The sequence below is a fragment of the Nocardioides scoriae genome (genome assembly GCF_900104965.1).
Taxonomy (GTDB): Bacteria; Actinomycetota; Actinomycetes; order Propionibacteriales; family Nocardioidaceae; genus Marmoricola; species Marmoricola scoriae.
Map to the genome: position 1 here is coordinate 1,638,927 of NZ_LT629757.1, position 18,620 is coordinate 1,657,546.

Consider the following 18,620-nt stretch of genomic DNA (forward strand, 5'->3'; position numbering starts at 1 on the left):
CCGTCCGCCGACGGGCGCGGCCTCAGCCCGTCAGGGTCTGCTTGATCTCGGTCTTGAGCACCTTGCCGACCTTGGAGCGGGGCAGGTCGGGCCACACCTCGACCTGCTTGGGCGTCTTCACCGGCCCGATGCGGGCCCTGGCGAAGGCCTGCAGCTCGGCGGGCTCGACGACCGCGCCCGGCCGCAGCTGCACCACCGCGGTGACCCGCTCGCCCCACTTCTCGTCGGGCAGGCCCACCACGGCGCAGTCGGCGACCGCCTCGTGCTGCATCAGCGCCTGCTCCACCTCGGTGGAGTAGACGTTGAAGCCGCCGGTGATGACCATGTCCTTGGCCCGGTCGACGATGAAGAGGTAGCCCTCGTCGTCGAGGTAGCCGATGTCGCCGGTGTGGTGCCAGCCGTGCGCGGACGCCGCGGCGGTCGCCTCGGGGTCGCGGTGGTAGCCCCGCATCACCAGCGAGCCGCGCACCACGATCTCGCCGGTGGCACCGCGAGGGAGCACCTCGCCGTCCTCCCCCATCACCTCGACGATCACCAGCGGGGTGGGCCGACCGGCCGAGGCCAGCCGTCGGGTGGCGACCGACCCGTCGGCCTCGAAGTGCTCGGCCGGGGGCAGCGCCGAGATCATCATCGGCGCCTCGGTCTGGCCGAACAGCTGCGCCATCACCGGGCCGATGGAGCCCAGGGCCTCGGCGAGCCGCGTGGTGGACATCGGCGCCGCGCCGTACCAGAAGCACTGGAGGGACGAGGTGTCCGTGGTCGGCAGGGCGGGGTGGTCGAGCACCATGTAGACGAGCGTCGGCGGCAGGAACGTGTGCGTGACGCGGCGCTCCTCGACCAGGGCCAGGAAGCGGCCGACGTCGGGGCTGCGCATCACCACGACCTCTCCCGCCCGGGCCATCACCGGGAAGCACAGCACGCCCGCCGCGTGGGTCAGCGGCGCCAACGCGAGGTAGACCGGCCGCCCCTCGAAGGGATAGCTCATCAGCGTGGTCGCGCTCATCGTCTCCAGGTTGGTGCCGGTCAGCACCACGCCCTTGGGACGCCCGGTCGTGCCACCGGTGCCGACGATCATGGCGACGTCGTCGACCGCCGCCCGGTCGACCTCGGAGCCGTCGCCCCCGACGAGGAACTCCTCCCACCCCAGCGTGCCGTCGGCGGGCTCGCCGTCGAGGCACACCACGGTGCGCAGCAGCGGCAGGTCGCCGCGGACCTGCTCGACCAGCGGCGCGAACGACGCCTGGTGGACCAGCACGGTGCACCCGAAGAGCTCGAGCAGCTCGCGGTTCTCGGCCGCCTCGTTGCGCGGGTTGACCGGGCACCAGACGGCCCCGGCCCGACTGGTCCCGAAGACGCAGGTGAACGCGACCGGGTCGTTGGCCGACAGGATCGCCACGGTGTCCCCGGGCCGGACACCCACGGCCGCCAGGGCCGCGGCCACGCGCCGGCTCAGCGCCTGCACCTCGGCGTACGACGCGGTGGCGCCGTCGGTGGTCAGGCAGGGGGCCGCGGGGTCGACCGAGGCCCCCTTGTCGAGGTAGTCGGCGAGGCGCACCGCTCCTCAGCCCCCGACCACGAGGGGCGGGCGGCCGGACCCGGGGCTCACATCCCCATCCCGCCGTCGACGGGCAGGCCGGCGCCGTTGACGAACCGGGAGGCGTCGGAGGCCAGGAAGACCACGGCGTCGGCCATGTCGGCGACCTCGCCCAGCCGGCCCGACGGGGTCAGGTCGACCACCGCCGCCACGGCGGCCTCCGGCGACTCGAACAGGCCCAGCGCTGCCATGTCGACCGCGAGGCCCTGACCCATCGCGGTGGGCACCAGCCCGGGGTAGACGCAGTTGACCCGCACGCCGTACCCGAGCTTGCCCGACTCCATGGCCGCGACCCGGGTGAGCCGGTCGACGGCCGACTTGGTGGCCGAGTAGACCGGGATGCCCGGGAAGGCGATGGTCGCCGCGACCGAGGAGATGTTGACGATGCTGCCGCCGCGGCCCGCGAGGCCGTCGGGCCGCATCGTGCGCAGGCCGTGCTTGAGGCCCAGGGCCGTGCCCAGCACGTTGACCTCGAGCATGGTGCGGACGTCGGCCGGGTCGATCTCGGTGACGAGGCTGGTGATCTCCACGCCGGCGTTGTTCACCAGCACGTCGAGGCCCCCGAAGTCCGACGCGGCCGCCGTGACGGCGTTCTCCCAGCTCGCCTCGTCGGTCACGTCGAGGTGCACGAAGCCGTGGCCGTCCCCCTCGAGGCCGTCGGCGACCTCGGCGCCGAGGTCGTCCTGCAGGTCGGCGACGACGACGCGGGCACCGGCCCGGGCCAGCGCCTGGGCCATGCCCTCGCCGAGGCCCTGGGCCCCGCCGGTGACGAGGGCGGTCCGTCCGCTGAGGTCGAGGTGGGTCATGGGGGCTCCCTGGGGTCGTCGGGCCGGGGCGCGCGCCCCGGGTGTGGTGGCGGTCACAACCTCCGCCGGGGGCGCGACCCCTGTCAAGGCACGCTCGGCGGTGGGCCGGCCGCTCCCGCCGGCACCTGGTAGCAAGGGGGCATGACCACCACGGATCGACCCCCCGCGACGGCCCCCACCCCCGCCCCGGGACGGGGACGCGACCGGCAGACGGCCGTCTACCGCGCCGGGGTCGTCGGGCGCCGGCCCCGGGTGCCGGTCGACGCGGCGGCGCTGCAGGCGGCGGCGTCGCGGACGATGTCGCGACGGGCACGGGCCTACGTCGACGGCGGGGCCGGCGAGGGTGCCACGATGCGCCACAACCGCGAGGCCTTCGACCGCTGGCGGGTGGTCCCCCGGGTGCTGCACGCCACCACCCACCGCGACCTCTCGCGCCGGGTCCTGGCCACCGACCTCGCCGCCCCGCTGCTGCTGGCCCCGGTCGGTGCCGGCGCGCTGGTCCGGCCCGACAGCGACCTGCTGATCGCGCGCGGCGCGGCGGCCACCGGCACGCCGTACGTCTTCTCCTCGCAGGGGTGCAACCCGATGGAGGACACGGCGGCGGAGATGGGCACGACGCCGTTCTGGTACCAGCTCTACTGGTCGACCCACGAGCCGCTCGTCGACTCGATGATCGGCCGCGCCGAGGCCCTCGGCGCGCAGGCGCTGGTGGTCACGCTCGACACCACGGTGCTGGGCTGGCGGCCGCAGGACCTCTCGCTCGGCTCGCTGCCCTTCGCGCGCGGCGAGGGCATCGCGCAGTACACCTCCGACCCGGCCTTCCTGGCCCTGCTGCGCGAGCGGGTCGCCGCCGCGCAGGGCCCGGCCGAGAAGGTCGACGTCACCCTGGCCGCGGTCCGCAGCCTGGTGTCGATGACGCGGCGGTTCCCGGGCCGGTTCGTCGACAACCTGCGCTCGCCGGAGCCGCGCGCGGCGGTCGAGACCTTCCTCGGCACCTACTCCAACCCGGCCCTCTCGTGGGACCACCTCGCGACCCTGCGCCACCGCACGTCGCTGCCCGTGGTGCTCAAGGGCGTGCTCCACCCCGACGACGCCGAGCGCGCCCTGGAGGCCGGCATCGACGCGATCGTGGTCTCCAACCACGGCGGCCGCCAGGTCGACCGCTCCGTCGCCTCGCTCGACGCCCTGGTCGCGATCCGCGACCGCGTCGGCCCCGACCCGACCGTGCTGCTCGACAGCGGCGTGCGCACCGGCGCCGACGTCTTCGTGGCCCTCGCCCTCGGCGCCGACGCCTGCCTGCTCGGCCGCCCGCACCTCTACGGCCTCGCGCTCGCGGGCGCCGAGGGCGTGGCCGAGGTCGTCGAGAACGTCGTCGCCGAGCTCGACCTCACCATGGGCCTCGTCGGCGCCGCCACCCTCGACGACATCGGCCGGGGGCTGCTGGTGGAGGGACGCTGAGGGTCCGCGGTCCCCCGAGCTCGCCTGGGAACCTGCTGCTCGGCCGGGGATGCAGCACCGGTCGAGCAACCGATCCTCCGGTCGAGTCGGACCCGGCGCCCCACCAGGTCAGCGACCGCAGGGGCCCGGTCGTCCGACCACACCGCACGCGGCGTACGGCGTGTCGCGTGCGGGGCGTTCGGACACCTCGGTTTCCCAAGGTCCCTTGGGAAACCGCCACTCGGCCGGGACCACGACCCCGGCCGAGCCGACCCCAGCCCTCAGCCCGCCGCCTTCCGCCGTCCGGGGATCCGGTTGGCGAGGTCGGAGAGGGGGCCGACGGTGGTGCCGAGGACCTCGATGGCGCGGTGCAGCTCGGGCAGGACGTCGACGAGCTCGTCGAGCTGGGGGTAGACGCGCTCCAGGGTGGGGCCGAGGGCCACGAGCTGGTCGAGGGTGCCGTCGTCGGCGACGAGCTTCTCGACGAAGCCCCGCTCAGCGAGCAGGCGCTCCACCAGGCCGCCCTCGGCGAGGACCACGTCGAGGACGCCGCCCTCGCGCGAGACCCGGTCGAGCGGGCCGTCCTCGGCGACGAGGCGCTCGAGCGGGCCGTCGACGACGAGCAGCCGGTCGAGGACGCCGCCGGGGGCGAGCAGGCGCTCGAGGGCGCCGCCCGGGGCCAGGATGCGGTCGAGGGCGCCGTCCTCGCTGAGCAGCCGGGTCAGCGGGCCGTCCTCGGCCAGGGCACGGTCGAGCACGCCGCCCGTGGCGAGCGCGCGTCCCAGGGGCCGCTCGGCGCCGGCCGCCCTCGACAGCGCCGCGAGCCGGCCCAGCGGGCTCTCGGCGTCGCGGCTCATGGCGTCGAGCTTGCCGATCATGCCGTCCTCGCCGAGCACGGCGGCGAGCTGGTCGGCGTACCCGCCGGGGCGGCGCACCGGCCCCGTGGGCGCGACCAGCGCGCCCACGGCGAGGGTGACGTCGACGGCGGCCGAGGCCAGTCGGAACGGCAGGCCGACCGCCCGGACGAGCAGAGGGGCGGGGGCGTCGTGGGACACGGCGACGGTCGTCATGGCCGCAGCCTAGGGCGCGGGGCGCCGCCCCCGGGACGGGTCAGCTCAACCGGTCGACGTAGCTGACCATGCGGTTGAACAGGCCCGTGACCGCAGTCGGGTCGGGCGAGACGGAGGCCGAGGTCAGGCTGGCCGGGACGGGCTGGCCGGCCACCGAGGAGCAGACCCGCGCGGCGTCGCGCACGGCCGCGGGGTCGACGGTCCAGATCGACTCGAAGAGCCGGTCGCGGTCCTTGACGTCGGTCTGGCCGGGCAGCTCCCAGGCCGTGAGCACGACGGGCAGGTCGGAGGCGTCGCACACGACCGCCCACTCGCGACGCATCGGGGCGTCGGCCGGGAGCGCCACCCGGACCGGGGCGGTGGTGTCGTCGGAGACCGGGAAGTCGGCGAACGCCGTGGCGGAGTTGGCCACGCGGGCCAGCTCGGTCCAGCGCGGCTCGGCCTTCTCGTAGTAGCGCTCGCGCTGGAAGGCGCCGTAGATGTCGGCGCGGTCGGCCTTGGAGCAGAACTCGTCCTCGATCGCCCACGACAGCGCCAGCAGCGTCGTCTTCTTCAGGCGGTGCACGCCCAGGGCGGGGTGGCGGCGGCGCAGGTAGGCGTAGACCGACGGCGCGGCCGGGGTGGCGTCGGCCATGGCCCGCATGATCGCCAGCTCGAGGCGGGTGCCGGCGTCCTTGTGCTGCACGACGCGGTCGATGGTGGCGACGTCGGCCTCGGTGTAGCGGCGGTGGCCGGACTCCAGGCGCTCGGGCCGCGGGAAGCCGTGCCGCGTCTCCCACATCCGGATCGTCGCCGGACTGAGTCCGGTGCGGTCGGCGAGGTCGCCGATGGTCAGCTGGCCCGAGGGCGTTGTTGAAGATTCTGTTGCGCTCTTACCCGGCAAATCGGACTCCGGCACTTGCGCATCTCCCTCGAGCGTGGTCATGCTGTCATCATAAACCTCAACACATTGTTGAGGTCAATGATCCAGAAGAGGAGCTCCTGATGTCCTACAGCAGTCAATCGGTCGATGGTACGCCGGGCGAGGTCGTCGACTGGAGCGACCTCGGACGTCGCATGTGGGACTTCCTCACCGGTCGCGAGGCGGCCATCAACTACACGTTCAGCGACATGACGGTCGAGATCCCCCGCGACACGGGCGCCAACGCTCCCCGCGCCACCTGGAAGGTCGACGGGACGCTCACCGTGACCACCAACGACAACGCCGTCACCCCCCGCTCGGTCTCGGGCTCGTGAGCCCGTCCCTCGTCGAGATCGACGCCGACCTCCGGGTGGAGCTGACCGGCCTCGACGGACAGTCGGCCACGGGTCACCTCTTCGGCGAGGGCAACCGGCTGACCTTCGAGATCGACCGGCCCGGCGTGTTCGCCGGCAACGACGACGCCCCCACGGTGCGCGCGGCCGCCGAGATGTTCGCCGAGCGCGGCATCGTCATCAAGGTCGTCCACGACGGCCAGCACCTCGTCACCATCGGCGACGTCCGGGCTCCCTGGTGGCAGCGCCGCGCCACCGGGTCGCGCCACATCCGCGTCGGCAGCGTGCGGGGCGCGTGGACCTCGCTGCGCTCGCGCACCACCAGCCAGGGCCCGGTGCTCCCGAGCGCCGCGGCCTTCCCGCCGCCGTCGATGCTGCCCGTCGCCCCCACCTTCGGGCTGCGGCGCCGGCGTCGCCCCACCACCACCCACGACCCCCACGGCTCCGGTACGCCGCGGCTCGCCGTCGAGCGCGAGTCGATGATGGCCGGCGAGCGCCAGCAGGTGTTCTGGCTCGACCGGGCCGAGTCGGGCATCGGTTCGGACCCCTCCAACGCGATCGTGCTGCCGGGCCTCGAGTCGTTCCACGCCGTGGTCACCCACGACGACCGCGACGAGTTCGTCGTCAGCACCGCGGGCCCCGAGGTCCGCGTGCACGGCGCACCGATCACCACCCAGGTGCTGCGCTCGGGAGCGCGCATCGAGGTCGGGCAGCACTGCCTGGCCTTCTACCGAGACGAGTTCGCCGACCACGGTCGCCCCTACGGGGGCCGCTCCGGCGGCGAGCTGGGACGTCAGCGGCCCCAACCCCCGCGACGAGCCGGAGACGGCTTGACGTAGGGCCGCTGTACCCGGACCGGGTGCGCCAGCGCGCTGGCAACCCGGCACCCGGTCCGATGAGGCCGGGGGCCTGGGCAACTGTGCCTGCCCAGGTCCCCGCGCCGCCTCTCCCCGCCGCCCGCACCGGGCGGTGGGCCGCGCTCGGAGACGCCCCACGAGGGAGACCCGCATGGCCGCCGCACCGTCCCTGCCCACGCACGCCGACGTCGTGGTGGTGGGAGCGGGCCTGTCCGGGCTCGCCGCCGCGAGGCGGCTCCAGGACGCCGGGCTCGACGTCCTGGTCGTCGAGGCCGCCGAGCGGCCCGGCGGACGGGTGCGCACCGACGCGGTCGACGGCCTGCTGCTCGACCGGGGCTTCCAGCTGCTCAACCCCGCCTACCCCGAGGTCGGCCGGGTCGTCGACGTCGACGCCCTCGACCTGCAGCCGTTCGGCGCCGGGGTGGTGATGGCGTCCGGTGGACGCCGCGTGGTGCTGGGCGACCCGCGCCGGCTGCCCAGCAGCCTGCTGTCCGACGTGCTGCACTCGCCCGGCGGCCTCGCCGCCAAGCTGGCCCTGGTGCGCTGGGCGCTGCCCGTCGGCTACGGACCCGCGTCGGGCATCCGCGCCGGTCGCGACCGGACCCTCGACGAGGAGGTCCGCGCCCGTGGGCTGGCCGGCCCCCTGACCGAGCAGGTGCTGCGTCCCTTCCTCGCCGGCGTCCTCGCCGACGAGCGCCTGGAGACCTCGCGGCGCCTGGGCGAGATGATCCTGCGCTCCTTCGTCCGCGGCACCCCCGCGCTCCCCCGCGCCGGCATGCAGGCGCTCCCCGACCAGCTCGCCGGCCGGCTCGCCGAGGGCACCGTGAGGTACGCCGTGCGCGCCAAGATCGTCGCCGGCAACCGGGTCGTCACCGACCACGGCACCGTCGGCGCGACCGCCATGGTGGTGGCGGCCGACCCGCACGCCGCGGCCGACATCCTGCGGCTGCCGCGCCCCACCGTGCGCGCGCTCACGACGTTCTGGTTCCACGCCGGGACCGCCCCGACCGACCGGCCGCTGCTGCACGTCGACGGCGACCGCGACGGTCCGGTGGTCAACACCGCCGTGGTGTCCAACGCCGCCCCGTCGTACGCCGCCCGCGGCGCGCTCGTGCAGGCGACCGTCATCGGGGCCCGTCCCGAGCTGGCGGACGACGCCCGCCGCCAGGCCGGCCGGGTGTACGGCGCGTCCCCCGCCGCGTGGGAACTGGTGCGCACCGACGTGATCGCCCACGCGCTGCCGGCCTTCCCGGTCGGCACCCCTCTGCAGCGGCGCGTCGACCTGGGCGACGGCGTCTTCGTCGCGGGCGACCACCGCGACACCCCCTCGATCCAGGGCGCCCTGGTCTCGGGGAGGCGCGCGGCCGACGCCGTGCTCGCCCGCCTGGGCGTCACGGCCGCCTAGCCGCGCATCCGAGGGGACCGGTCCGGACCCCTCAGACGGGGCGGAACTGCTCCCGGGCGTAGTGGCCGACCGAGCGGGTGTTCCACGCGTCGCTGCCGGCGCCGATGACGCCGCCGACGACCGGGATCCGCTTGCCGGCGAAGGTCGCGAGCCGCTTGCCCCCGACGTCGGCGATGAGGCCGGCTGCGACCTGGGAGCCGACCACGCGGTCCAGCTGGGTGCGGGCCTTGCGGCGGGACTTCGGGACGTCGGGCTCCTGCTGCGCGTCGTCCGGCTGCTCCTCGCGCAGCTTGGTCTCCGCCTTTGCCGCGCGGGCGTCCACCTCCGAGGCCGGCAGCGTCGCGATCTGGTAGGGCGTGCCGGGCAGCTTGCCCTTCTTGACCAGGCCGGTCACGGCCTCCTTGCCCATCATGGTCGCGAGCACGGCGTTGCGGACCCGGCTGTCGTCGAGGTCGTGGCCGCGCAGGTGGGCGATCGCCCCGACCATGCGGCACTGCAGCAGCGCCAGTCCGCTGATGTTGGCCGGCACGGTGACCGCGGCCGTGGCGAGGCCGCCGAGGTTGGTGGCGAAGCCCTCGACGCCCGAGAGCCGCACGTGGCCCGAGATCAGCTTGGCGATCGCCTTCTCGACGTCACCGCCCTGGTCCTCCAGCTCGTTGTCGGCGGCCTCGCGGGCACCGTCGAGGGGGCCGAAGCCGCGGATGGCGCGGTCGAGCGCCTGGTGGACGACCTCGGCGACCGGGCCCGGGGCGATGTCACCCGCGTGCGGGGCGAGCTTGGAGCCGATCGTGCGTGTGATTCCCATGGCGCGAAATCTAGCGGTGGCTAGGTTGACCCACATGGCGAAGCAGCGCGACCAGATCACGATGTCCCCCGAGGAGGTCGACACCTTCCTGCGGCAGCAGCGCAGCGCGTCGGTGGCCACGCTCGGGCCGCAGGGCCAGGTGCACCTGGTGGCGATGTGGTTCGCCTACCTCGACGGCGAGGTCTGGATCGAGACCAAGGCCAAGTCGCAGAAGGTCGTCAACCTGCGCCGCGACCCCACGATGTCGGTGCTCGTCGAGGCCGGCCACACCTACGACCAGCTCCGCGGCGTCGCCCTGGAGGGCCGGGGCGAGGTGGTCGAGGACCCCGACGCGATCTGGCGCGTGGGCGTCGACGTCTTCGAGCGCTACCAGGGGCCCTACACCGAGGAGCTGCGTCCCCTGGTGGAGGCGATGCTGGCCAAGCGCGTCGTGGTCCGCCTCCGGGTGGAGCGCACCCGGTCGTGGGACCACCGCAAGCTCGGCATGGGCCCGGTCGAGCTCGGCGGCACCACGGCAGCCCACGTCGGGTAGCACCGTCCTGGCGGCTCGGGACCTGCGGCCCTGGCCGCGGGGAGGTCGCGCGACGAGCCTGGAGGCGGGCGGGCGACCACCGCCCCCGACCCCAGGAGCGCGACATGACCCCACAGGGCACCACCCCGGACCTCTCCTCCCACGCGTCGGACGCCACGTCGGGTCCCCCGGCCACGCCCGGGGCGGTCGTGGTCGGCGTCGACGGCTCGCACGGCGCGTCCCAGGCGCTGCGGTGGGCCACCGAGCAGGCCGTGCTGGAGCACCGCCCGCTGCGGCTGGTGCACGCGACGGCGCCGGTCGACGCGGCGTACTACGGCGCCGGTCTCGTCGACCACCAGGCGGTGCTGCGCACCCTGCACGCCGAGGCCCGGGCCCTGGTCGACGAGGCCCGGGCGCAGGTCGCCGAACAGGCGCCCGAGGTCGAGGTCGGCGAGCGGATCGAGGTGACCGACGCCCGGGCGCTGCTGCTGGAGGAGGCCGAGCGGGCCCACCTGCTCGTGCTGGGCTCGCGCGGACGCGGCCACCTGGCCCACCTGCTGCTCGGGTCGGTCTCGGTCGGCGTGGCCCGCCACGCCCGCTGCCCCGTCGTGGTCCACCGGCCCCACCGCGCGCCGGCCGAGCCGGGCGGCGCCGTGGGGGGCCAGGGCGTGCTGCTCGCGACCGACGCCGGGCCCGACTCCGGGCCGGTGGTCGAGCTCGCCTTCCGCCAGGCCGAGCTGCGCGGCCAGCCGCTCTCGGTGGTGCACTGCTACTGGGACCTGCAGGCCGTCACCTCCGCCGGCACCATGGCGATGGCGCCCGTGCCGGTGCCGGTGGTCGACGCCGACGCCGAGCGGGCCTCGCTGGCGGAGTCGCTGGCCGGGATGGCCGAGAAGCACCCCGACGTCCGGGTCTCCACGACGCTGGTGCGCGGGATGCCCGAGCACCACCTCGCCCGGGCCGCGGAGCAGATGGACCTGCTCGTCGTGGGCGCCCACCAGGGCTCCCGGCTGGCCCAGCTGATGCGGGCGTCGGTGTCGATCAGCGTCCTCGAGCACGCCCACTGCCCCGTCGCGGTCGTGCCCCTCGGCTGAGGCACGTCCGGCTCAGCCCAGCGGGACCTGCCAGCGCAGCCGCGTGCCTGCCGGCGCGGAGCCGTCCCCACCGCCCGCGGCGGGCTCCACGTGGAGGGTGCCGCCCCGGGCGCGGGCGCGCTCGCGCATGTTGTGCAGCCCGCTCTCGTCGACGTGCGACGGCACGCCGCACCCGTCGTCGACCACCTCGAGCACCAGGTCGGCGTCGCGCGCCGACAGCAGCACCGAGACCCGGGCGGCGCCGGAGTGCCGGGCCACGTTGGACAGCGCCTCGGTCAGCACGGCGAGCAGGTCGGGCACCACGTCGGCCCCGATCCGGGTGCGCACCGGCCCCTCGAAGGCCAGCGACGGGCGGAACCCCAGCGTCTCGGCGGCGCGGCGGACCAGCCGCGTGACCTCGGCCTGGACGTCGTCGCTGGAGCCGCCGAGCTCGAAGATGGTCGAGCGGATGTTCTTGATCGTCGAGTCGAGCTCGTCGACGGCGCCCTCGAGCCGCTCCCGCAGCACGGGGTCGTCCGCGAGCCGCGAGGACCCCTGGAGCGAGAGCCCGATGGCGAACAGCCGCTGGATGATGACGTCGTGCAGGTCGCGACCGATGCGGTCGCGGTCCTCGAAGACGGCGAGCTGCTCCCGGTCGCGGTGGGAGCTGGCCACGCGCAGGGCCAGCGCCGCCTGCTCGGCGAAGCTCGCCGGCAGCGCCGGGTCGAGGTCCTCGGCGGCCTGGCCGTTCTGGCCGCCCTGCGCCCAGTGCAGCACCAGCACGCCGGCGCCGGCGCCGGCCGCCGCGAAGGGCACCAGCAGGGAGTTCTCGACGCGCCGCGGCACCCCGCCCGAGGCGACCTGCTCGGCCACCTCCGAGGAGACCGGGGCCGGTGAGGCCGCCCCGGTCTCGGCGGCGACCCTCACGCTCATCGGCTCCACGCCCGGGCCGGTGCGCCGCTCGGCGCCGACGCCGTCGGTCAGCAACCACACGGCGCTCGCCCCCGACACCTCAAGCGCCCGGTCGACCACCACCTGCAGGGCCTCGGTGCCGTGGACCGGGCCGGAGAGCAACCCGGTGATCTCGGCCGTCGCGGAGAGCCACAGCTCGCGCCGCCGGGCCTCCTCGTAGAGCTGGGCGTTCTCGACGGCCACGCCGGCCGCCGCCGCGAGCGCGACCACGATGCGCTCGTCCTCCGCGGTGAACTCGCCGCCACCCTGCTTCTCGGTCAGGTAGAGGTTGCCGAAGACGCGGTCGCGGATCCGCACCGGCACCCCGAGGAACGAGTGCATCGGCGGGTGGTCCGCCGGGAAGCCGTACGACGCGGCGTGCTCGGCGATGTCGTGGAGCCGCAGCGGCTCGGGCCGGTCGATGATGAGCCCGAGCAGGCCGTGACCCGAGGGCAGCTCCCCGATCGTGGCGGCGCCCTCCGCGTCGATGCCGTGGTGCACGAAGGTCCGCAGCCGGCGACCGCTGCCGGTGTCGAGCACGCCCAGCGCGGCGTACCGCGCGCCCGCCAGCTGGCCCGCGATCCCGACGATGTGCTCGAGCAGCCCGTCGAGCGAGAGGTCGGCGGCCATCGTGACCACCGCCTCGAGCAGCAGCTCCCAGCGGGCCTGCTCGTCGAGCACCCCGTGGACCCGCCGGAGCACCTCGCGGAGGAGCTCCTCGAAGTTCTCCTGCTCGATGGCCCCCGTCATCTGCTCACCATGGCACCTGGGGCAGCCGCTGACCATCACCCCGGGAGGCGGGCCCGACGACCTCAGGACGGCGGGTGCTGGGTGGCGAAGATCGCGGCCTGGGTGCGGCTCTGCAGCCCCAGCTTGGCGTAGAGGCTGGAGGTGTAGTTCTTGACCGTCTTCTCGGCCAGGAACATCGCCCCGGCGATCTGGCGGTTGGTCATCCCCTCGCCGATCAGCTCCAGGATGCGGCGCTCCTGGCCGGTCAGGCCCTCGAGCGCGGGGTCGGTGCGCCCACCGCCGCGGATCCGCGCGAGCACCTGCGCCGTGACCGCCGGGTCGAGCATCGACTGGCCGGCCGCGACCCGCCGCACCGTGTCGAGCAGGTCGTGGCCCCGCACCTGCTTGAGCACGTAGCCGGAGGCGCCGGCCATGATGGCGGCGAAGAGCGCCTCGTCGTCGTCGTACGACGACAGGACGAGCGCCTTGATCTCCGGGTCCCGCGAGCGGACCTCGCGGCAGACGTCGACGCCGGAGCCGTCGGGCAGGCGCCCGTCGAGGATCGCCACGTCGGGCCGCAGCGCGGGGATCTGCCGGGTCGCCTCGGCCGCCAGCCCCGACTGGCCCACCACGACGATGTCGCCCTCGGCCTGGAGCAGGTCGGCCAGCCCGCGGCGCACGATCTCGTGGTCGTCGAGCAGGTAGACGCGGATGACGTCGCGGGGCGTGCCGTCGGCCATGGCCCCGACCGTACGCCGCGCCGGGCCCGCTCGCGCACGGCTGGACGTCCCGCCAGGTCGGGACCACGGTCCCTGCCCCCACCCCGCGCGAGGGACGAGGGTGGGGCCATGCCCCTGCAGCGCGCGCCCGCCCGGCGGGCCGCGGTGCCCGGCGCCGTCGAGCGGATCGTCGACCGCGCCCGGATGGCGCCCAGCATCCACAACACGCAGCCGTGGCGCTGGCGGACGCGCTCCCCCGTCGAGCTCGAGCTGTGGGCCGACCAGGGGCGGCGCCTCGTGCACGCCGACGCCGACGGGCGCCAGCTGGTCGTCAGCTGCGGCACCGCCCTGCACCACGCCCTGGTCGCGGCGCACGCCTACGGGTTCCGCGTCGCGGTGGAGCGGGCCCCCGACCCCGCCGCACCCGACCTGCTGGCCCGGCTGCGCCTGGCGCCTGCGCCGCCGGGCGCGCCGGTCGACCCGCACGCCGTCGACGACCTGCTGACGATCTCCGAGCGCTCCACCGACCGGCGTCGCTTCACGCTGTGGCCGGTGGCCGCCGACCGCGTGGCCCGGGTGGCCAGGGCCGCGACCCACCCCGACGTGCAGCTCCTGCCGCTCACCGAGCCGCGCTCGCGGCGGCGGGTCGACCTGCTGACCGAGCAGGCCCGGCTGGCCCAGGCCCACGACCCCGCGATCGTCGCCGAGACCGCCTCGTGGGTGGATCGCGGCTCCCACGAGGGCATCCCGCGGGCCGTGGTGCCGGTGGCCCTCGGCCTGCGCGGGCAGCACCCCCACCGCTTCGACACCTCCCTGGTCGACGGCTCCGAGCGCCTCGTCGAGGCCTCCGAGGGCCTCGTCGTGCTGCTCACCGCCACCGACGGACCGCTGTCGTGGCTGCGCGCCGGGGAGGCGGCGAGCGCGCTGTGGCTGAGCGCCGCCCGCGAGGGCTTCTCGGTCGTCCCCCTCAGCCAGGTGGTCGAGCACGCCACCAGCCGGGCCGCGCTCTCGCGCGAGGTGCCCGGCCCGCTGCGCCGGCCCCAGCTGCTGCTGCGGCTGGGCTGGCAGCAGATCGGCCGCAGCAGCCTGCCTCGGACGCCGCGCCGTCCGCTGCACGACGTGCTCGACGGGGGCGACGACCTGCTCCGGCCCGGCGGCCCGCCCGGGCCGTGACCGGTCTCACGACCGCACGGCTGCGCGCTGGTCGGGCCGCACCGCCAGCGGGGGGACAATGGGAGCAGTCCAGCGAGGAGACCCGATGAGCCAGTCCGGCCCGTCCACCGACCGCCCGCCCGTGCGTCGCGCCCGCCACCTGCTCGACCCCGACGACCTGCGCCCGCGTCCGAGCAGCGGCGGCATGTCGATCGGCCAGGTCCAGAAGTGGGTGATGTCGGTGCTCGCGGTGAGCACGATCATGCACCTGGGCATCGGCGTCGCCGTGGCGGCGTACCTCACCGACGAGAGCCGCCTGGACGCCCGCGTCGGCCTCAACGTGATCGCCGGCGTCATCGGCGTCACGGCCGTGTGCGTCGGCCGGTTCATCCACGGCCACGGCGCGCTCAGCTGGTGGCTGCTCCTGGGCCCGCTCCCCGGTCTGGTCGGGGCGTACTTCACCTTCCGCTGACCCGGACGCCGCGGCCACAGGTCCCTCTCAGGAGGGCTTGGGAGGATGGGGGCCACCGCCGACCGCCGGCGCGTCGACCCGACCCCGACCCGACCCGAGAGGACGCCGAGGTGCCCGTGTCCGCCGTCCGTGACCAGCCCACCGCCGTGCCGCCGCGCCCCGACGAGGGGCGCCGTCCGGGTGCCGGCGGGGCGCTGCTGCTGGCGGCCGCCTCCGCCGCCGGGTTCGTGCTGCTCTCCTGGTGGGCGGTGTGGACGCCCGCGGGCCAGTCCTTCGACGACCGGGCGATGGTGTGGATCGCGGCCCACCTCCCCGGGCAGGGCGTGGCCACCGACCTGCTGGGCGTGGTCTCGGCCGGCGCCGTGCTGCTCGGCACCGTGGTGCTCGCGCTGCTCGCCCTCGCCGTGCACGGCCCCCGCCGCGCGCTCGCCGTGGCCGGCGTCGCCGCGGGGCTGCCGGTGCTGGCCCGGCTGCTCAAGCTCGTGCTCGACCGCCCCGACCTCGTCGACGGGTCGGCCAACTCGCTGCCGAGCGGTCACACCGCCGCGGTCGCCGGGCTGGCGATGGCCTTCGTGCTCGCCGTGCCGGGCCTGGTCCGCGGGCTGACGCTGGCCCTGGTGGTCCCGGTGGTCCTGGCCGCGGGCTACGCCACCGTGGTGCTGCAGTGGCACCGGCCCAGCGACGCCGCCGCGGCCGCGCTGCTCGCCGTCACGGTCGGCGCGCTGGCCCACGTGGTCGCGCCACCGCGCCATCGCCGCTCCGGCGCCTGACCCCGCGGGGGTGACCGGGCCGGCAGCCGCTTGCGTGCAGCCGTCGCGCCCGTAATAGTGAAAACCGACCCGAGTGATCACTCGGCCGGATTTCAGGAGCGACGTGCCCCCTTCTCACCAGGACCAGTCCCCCGCGCCCACGCCCGACCACTCGCTGCCCGCGCCCTCGGCGCGCGCCGTCGAGCTGCACGAGCAGATGGTCGCCTTCATGACCGAGCACGTGCTCCCCGCCGAGGCGTCGTACGCCGCGCACCGCGCCGCCGCGGGCCCCGACGGCCACGACCTGCCGCCGGTGATGGAGGACCTCAAGCGCGAGGCACGGAGCCGCGGGCTGTGGAACCTCTTCCTGCCCTCGGAGTCGGGGCTGACCCAGCTGGAGTACGCCCCGCTGGCCGAGCTGTCCGGGTGGAGCAACGACCTCGGCCCCGAGGCGATCAACTGCCAGGCGCCCGACACCGGCAACATGGAGCTGCTCCACCTGCTCGGCACCGACGAGCAGAAGCAGCAGTGGCTCGAGCCGCTGCTGGCCGGCGAGATCCGCTCGGCGTTCGCGATGACCGAGCCTGAGGTCGCGAGCAGCGACGCGACCAACATCGCGACCCGCATCGAGCGCGACGGCGACGACTACGTGATCAACGGCCGCAAGTGGTGGACGAGCGGGGCGATGGACCCCCGCTGCGCGGTCTTCATCGTGATGGGCAAGACCGACCCGGAGGCCGCCACCCACCGGCAGCAGACGATGGTGATCGTGCCCCGCGAGACGCCGGGCGTCACCGTGGTCCGGGACCTGCCGGTCTTCGGCCACCACGACCAGCACGGCCACGCCGAGGTCACCTTCACCGACGTCCGGGTGCCGGTGTCGCACGTGATCGGCGAGGAGGGCGGCGGGTTCGCCGCCGCGCAGGCCCGCCTCGGCCCCGGCCGCATCCACCACTGCATGCGCGCGCTGGGCGCCGCCGAGCGGGCCCTGGCCCTCATGGTCGCCCGCGCCCAGGACCGCGTCGCCTTCGGGCGGCCGCTGGCCGAGCAGGGCGTGGTGCAGCAGCAGATCGCGGAGTCGCGGCTCGAGATCGACCAGGCCCGGCTGCTGTGCCACCGCGCCTGCCACGTCATCGACACCGAGGGCAACAAGGCCGCCAAGGACCTCGTCGCGATGGCCAAGGTGGCGGTCCCCCGCGCCGCGACCAGCGTCATCGACCGCGCCATCCAGGTGCACGGCGGCGCCGGCGTGACCGACGTGACGCCGCTGGCCGCGATGTACGGCTGGCACCGCGCGATGCGGCTGTTCGACGGCCCCGACGAGGTGCACCTGCGCTCGCTGGCCAAGGCCGAGCTGCGGCGCACCCCCGCCCTGCCCACGACGGCGGTGCACGCGTGAGCGCGCTCGAGAGCCTCCGCGGCCGCACGATCATCATGTCGGGCGGCAGCCGCGGCATCGGCCTGGCCATCGCCCTGCGCGCCGCGCGCGACGGCGCCAACGTGGTGCTGCTCGCCAAGACCAGCGAGCCCCACCCCAAGCTCGAGGGCACCGTGCACACCGCGGCCGCCGAGATCGAGGCGGCCGGCGGCCAGGCCCTGGCCGTGGTCGGCGACGTGCGCAGCGACGAGGACGTCGCGGGCGCGGTCGCGCAGGCCGTCGAGCGCTTCGGCGGCATCGACGTCGTGGTCAACAACGCCAGCGCGATCGACCTCAGCCCGACGGGCGAGATCGCGATGAAGAAGTACGACCTGATGCAGGACATCAACGCCCGCGGCACCTTCCTGCTCTCCAAGACCGCGCTGCCGCACCTGCAGGCCAGCGACCACGCCCACGTGCTCACGCTCTCGCCGCCGCTCGACCTGCGGCCGCGGTGGGCGGGCAGCTACCTGGCCTACACGATGGCGAAGTACGGCATGAGCCTGGTGACCCTCGGTCTCGCCGAGGAGCAGCGCGAGGCCGGTGTGGCCGCCAACTCGCTGTGGCCGCGCACCATGATCGCCACCGCCGCGGTCGCCAACCTGCTGGGCGGCGAGGAGGCCGTCGCGGGCTCCCGCACCCCTGAGACGGTCGCCGACGCGGCCCACGCCGTGCTGCTGCGCGACCCGCGCACCTGCACCGGGCGGTTCTTCATCGACGACGAGGTGCTCGCCGAGGAGGGCGTGACCGACCTCGACCGCTACCGCGCCGTGCCGGGCGACGGTCCGCTGCGGCCCGACCTGTTCCTCGACCCCGAGGACGCGCAGGGATGAGCCAGCTGGTCGCCTACGCCCTGCGTGACGGCGCCGCGCACGTCACGCTGAGCGACCCGGACCACGGCAACTCGCTGACGCCGGCGTCGGTCGACCAGCTGCACGCGGCCGTGCGCCGGGCCCGGCTCGAGGACGCCCGCGTCGTGGTGCTCCGGGGCCTGGGCAAGGCCTTCAGCGTCGGCGGCGACGTCGGCACCTTCGCCGGCGCCGAGGACCCCGACCAGCTGGTGGAGGACCTCGCGGAGGCGCTGCACCGCGTCATCAGCGACCTGCACCGGATGGACGCCGTCGTGGTGGCGGTCGTGGCCGGCACCGCCGCCGGTGCGGGCGTGCCCCTGGCCGCCGCGGCCGACGTGGTCCTGGCCGGCGAGTCCGCCCGGTTCACCCTCGCCTACACCAGGATCGGGCTGTCCCCCGACGGCGGCAGCACGCTGCTGACCGCCTCGCTCGGCCTGCACCGCGCGCTGCACCTCGCGCTGCTCAACCCCGTGCTCGGTGCCGCGCAGGCGCAGGCGGCGGGCCTGGTCGCCGAGGTCCACCCCGACGCCGAGCTCGACGCGGCGGCCGACCGGGTGGTGGCGCAGCTGCTGGCCGGGTCGCGACCCGCGCAGGTCTCGGCCAAGCGGCTGCTGCGCGAGGTGGCCACGCCCGGCGCCGAGGCGGCGCTGCGGCAGGAGTCGCTGGCCATCCGCGCCAACGCCTCGGGCCCCGACGGCCGCGAGGGCGTGGCGGCGTTCGCGGCCAAGCGCCGCCCCGACTTCCCCAGCACGCGGGGCTGAGGGCAGC

Annotated in this window: 19 protein-coding genes; 12 read left to right on the plus strand and 7 right to left on the minus strand. The window is 75.4% G+C overall.

All coding sequences use genetic code 11. The features are described from left to right. Nucleotides 1–22: 22 nt before the first annotated feature. Nucleotides 23–1,555, minus strand: a complete 1,533-nt coding sequence (locus tag BLU55_RS07815) for an AMP-binding protein (RefSeq protein ID WP_091728099.1) — start codon at nucleotides 1,553–1,555, stop codon at nucleotides 23–25. Nucleotides 1,556–1,602: 47 nt separating this feature from the next. Next, entirely contained in the window at nucleotides 1,603–2,400 is a 798-nt protein-coding gene (locus tag BLU55_RS07820; RefSeq protein ID WP_091728102.1) for an SDR family NAD(P)-dependent oxidoreductase, read from the minus strand. A 141-nt stretch (nucleotides 2,401–2,541) separates the two neighbouring features. Here BLU55_RS07820 and BLU55_RS07825 point away from each other — a divergent pair, with 141 nt between their 5' ends. Beyond that, nucleotides 2,542–3,858 (plus strand): alpha-hydroxy-acid oxidizing protein, encoded by a 1,317-nt coding sequence (locus BLU55_RS07825; protein WP_091728104.1) that lies wholly within the window; start codon nucleotides 2,542–2,544, stop codon nucleotides 3,856–3,858. A 260-nt stretch (nucleotides 3,859–4,118) separates the two neighbouring features. Here BLU55_RS07825 and BLU55_RS07830 read toward each other — a convergent pair whose 3' ends face one another. After that, the gene (locus BLU55_RS07830) at nucleotides 4,119–4,907 is read right to left on the minus strand and encodes a hypothetical protein (RefSeq protein ID WP_091728107.1); all 789 of its coding nucleotides are present in this window, start codon (nucleotides 4,905–4,907) and stop codon (nucleotides 4,119–4,121) included. A 40-nt stretch (nucleotides 4,908–4,947) separates the two neighbouring features. Next, a complete protein-coding gene (locus BLU55_RS07835; RefSeq protein WP_091728110.1) occupies nucleotides 4,948–5,832 on the minus strand; it encodes a MerR family transcriptional regulator in 885 nt (294 codons plus the stop codon). Nucleotides 5,833–5,891: 59 nt separating this feature from the next. Here BLU55_RS07835 and BLU55_RS07840 point away from each other — a divergent pair, with 59 nt between their 5' ends. The 3 genes from BLU55_RS07840 (at nucleotide 5,892) to BLU55_RS07850 (ending at nucleotide 8,423) form a co-directional block, all read left to right on the plus strand. Further along, nucleotides 5,892–6,143 (plus strand): hypothetical protein, encoded by a 252-nt coding sequence (locus BLU55_RS07840; protein ID WP_091728113.1) that lies wholly within the window; start codon nucleotides 5,892–5,894, stop codon nucleotides 6,141–6,143. Continuing rightward, nucleotides 6,140–7,000 (plus strand): FHA domain-containing protein, encoded by an 861-nt coding sequence (locus BLU55_RS07845; RefSeq protein WP_091728116.1) that lies wholly within the window; start codon nucleotides 6,140–6,142, stop codon nucleotides 6,998–7,000. Before BLU55_RS07840 ends, BLU55_RS07845 begins: the two co-directional genes overlap by 4 nt. A 169-nt stretch (nucleotides 7,001–7,169) precedes the next feature. Beyond that, a complete protein-coding gene (locus tag BLU55_RS07850) occupies nucleotides 7,170–8,423 on the plus strand; it encodes an NAD(P)/FAD-dependent oxidoreductase (RefSeq protein WP_091728118.1) in 1,254 nt (417 codons plus the stop codon). A gap of 31 nt (nucleotides 8,424–8,454) precedes the next feature. On the opposite strand, the gene BLU55_RS07855 is transcribed toward BLU55_RS07850, so the two are convergent. Next, nucleotides 8,455–9,228, minus strand: a complete 774-nt coding sequence (locus BLU55_RS07855; protein ID WP_157682787.1) for an EcsC family protein — start codon at nucleotides 9,226–9,228, stop codon at nucleotides 8,455–8,457. Nucleotides 9,229–9,262: 34 nt separating this feature from the next. Between BLU55_RS07855 and BLU55_RS07860 the strand changes: the two genes are divergently transcribed. Then, nucleotides 9,263–9,760: a pyridoxamine 5'-phosphate oxidase family protein gene (locus tag BLU55_RS07860; RefSeq protein WP_091728121.1), complete on the plus strand. Its 498-nt coding sequence runs from the start codon at nucleotides 9,263–9,265 to the stop codon at nucleotides 9,758–9,760. Nucleotides 9,761–9,864: 104 nt separating this feature from the next. Further along, on the plus strand, nucleotides 9,865–10,833 hold the full coding sequence (locus BLU55_RS07865; RefSeq protein ID WP_091728123.1) for a universal stress protein: 969 nt from the start codon (nucleotides 9,865–9,867) through the stop codon (nucleotides 10,831–10,833). 12 nt (nucleotides 10,834–10,845) lie between these two features. Here BLU55_RS07865 and BLU55_RS07870 read toward each other — a convergent pair whose 3' ends face one another. Both BLU55_RS07870 and BLU55_RS07875 read right to left on the minus strand, forming a co-directional pair. Beyond that, entirely contained in the window at nucleotides 10,846–12,513 is a 1,668-nt protein-coding gene (locus tag BLU55_RS07870) for a GAF domain-containing sensor histidine kinase (RefSeq protein ID WP_231917108.1), read from the minus strand. 62 nt (nucleotides 12,514–12,575) lie between these two features. Further along, nucleotides 12,576–13,232 (minus strand): response regulator, encoded by a 657-nt coding sequence (locus tag BLU55_RS07875; protein ID WP_091728124.1) that lies wholly within the window; start codon nucleotides 13,230–13,232, stop codon nucleotides 12,576–12,578. A 108-nt stretch (nucleotides 13,233–13,340) separates the two neighbouring features. On the opposite strand from BLU55_RS07875, the gene BLU55_RS07880 reads away from it, so the two are divergent. From BLU55_RS07880 to BLU55_RS07905, 6 genes are all read left to right on the plus strand, one after another. After that, the gene (locus tag BLU55_RS07880; protein WP_091728127.1) at nucleotides 13,341–14,384 is read left to right on the plus strand and encodes an Acg family FMN-binding oxidoreductase; all 1,044 of its coding nucleotides are present in this window, start codon (nucleotides 13,341–13,343) and stop codon (nucleotides 14,382–14,384) included. Nucleotides 14,385–14,469: 85 nt separating this feature from the next. Continuing rightward, nucleotides 14,470–14,835 (plus strand): hypothetical protein, encoded by a 366-nt coding sequence (locus BLU55_RS07885; protein ID WP_091728128.1) that lies wholly within the window; start codon nucleotides 14,470–14,472, stop codon nucleotides 14,833–14,835. A gap of 110 nt (nucleotides 14,836–14,945) precedes the next feature. Further along, entirely contained in the window at nucleotides 14,946–15,605 is a 660-nt protein-coding gene (locus BLU55_RS07890) for a phosphatase PAP2 family protein (RefSeq protein ID WP_091728130.1), read from the plus strand. Between the two features lie 103 nt (nucleotides 15,606–15,708). Further along, nucleotides 15,709–16,983 carry an acyl-CoA dehydrogenase family protein gene (locus BLU55_RS07895; protein ID WP_231917109.1) on the plus strand — a complete coding sequence of 425 codons (1,275 nt, stop codon included), beginning with the start codon at nucleotides 15,709–15,711 and terminating at the stop codon, nucleotides 16,981–16,983. Next, on the plus strand, nucleotides 16,980–17,834 hold the full coding sequence (locus tag BLU55_RS07900) for an SDR family oxidoreductase (RefSeq protein ID WP_091728132.1): 855 nt from the start codon (nucleotides 16,980–16,982) through the stop codon (nucleotides 17,832–17,834). Before BLU55_RS07895 ends, BLU55_RS07900 begins: the two co-directional genes overlap by 4 nt. Further along, entirely contained in the window at nucleotides 17,831–18,613 is a 783-nt protein-coding gene (locus BLU55_RS07905) for an enoyl-CoA hydratase-related protein (RefSeq protein WP_091728135.1), read from the plus strand. Before BLU55_RS07900 ends, BLU55_RS07905 begins: the two co-directional genes overlap by 4 nt. The last annotated feature ends 7 nt before the right edge of the window (nucleotides 18,614–18,620 follow it).

Bases quoted from the DNA above. Each gene is read 5' to 3' on its own strand.
- BLU55_RS07865 (WP_091728123.1), top strand. From the start codon at position 9,865: ATGACCCCACAGGGCACCACCCCGGACCTCTCCTCCCACGCGTCGGAC.
- BLU55_RS07875 (WP_091728124.1), bottom strand. From the start codon at position 13,232: ATGGCCGACGGCACGCCCCGCGACGTCATCCGCGTCTACCTGCTCGAC.
- BLU55_RS07870 (WP_231917108.1), bottom strand. From the start codon at position 12,513: ATGACGGGGGCCATCGAGCAGGAGAACTTCGAGGAGCTCCTCCGCGAG.
- BLU55_RS07835 (WP_091728110.1), bottom strand. From the start codon at position 5,832: ATGACCACGCTCGAGGGAGATGCGCAAGTGCCGGAGTCCGATTTGCCG.
- BLU55_RS07830 (WP_091728107.1), bottom strand. From the start codon at position 4,907: ATGACGACCGTCGCCGTGTCCCACGACGCCCCCGCCCCTCTGCTCGTC.
- BLU55_RS07860 (WP_091728121.1), top strand. From the start codon at position 9,263: ATGGCGAAGCAGCGCGACCAGATCACGATGTCCCCCGAGGAGGTCGAC.
- BLU55_RS07825 (WP_091728104.1), top strand. From the start codon at position 2,542: ATGACCACCACGGATCGACCCCCCGCGACGGCCCCCACCCCCGCCCCG.
- BLU55_RS07840 (WP_091728113.1), top strand. From the start codon at position 5,892: ATGTCCTACAGCAGTCAATCGGTCGATGGTACGCCGGGCGAGGTCGTC.
- BLU55_RS07905 (WP_091728135.1), top strand. From the start codon at position 17,831: ATGAGCCAGCTGGTCGCCTACGCCCTGCGTGACGGCGCCGCGCACGTC.
- BLU55_RS07820 (WP_091728102.1), bottom strand. From the start codon at position 2,400: ATGACCCACCTCGACCTCAGCGGACGGACCGCCCTCGTCACCGGCGGG.
- BLU55_RS07855 (WP_157682787.1), bottom strand. From the start codon at position 9,228: ATGGGAATCACACGCACGATCGGCTCCAAGCTCGCCCCGCACGCGGGT.
- BLU55_RS07850 (WP_091728118.1), top strand. From the start codon at position 7,170: ATGGCCGCCGCACCGTCCCTGCCCACGCACGCCGACGTCGTGGTGGTG.
- BLU55_RS07880 (WP_091728127.1), top strand. From the start codon at position 13,341: ATGCCCCTGCAGCGCGCGCCCGCCCGGCGGGCCGCGGTGCCCGGCGCC.
- BLU55_RS07885 (WP_091728128.1), top strand. From the start codon at position 14,470: ATGAGCCAGTCCGGCCCGTCCACCGACCGCCCGCCCGTGCGTCGCGCC.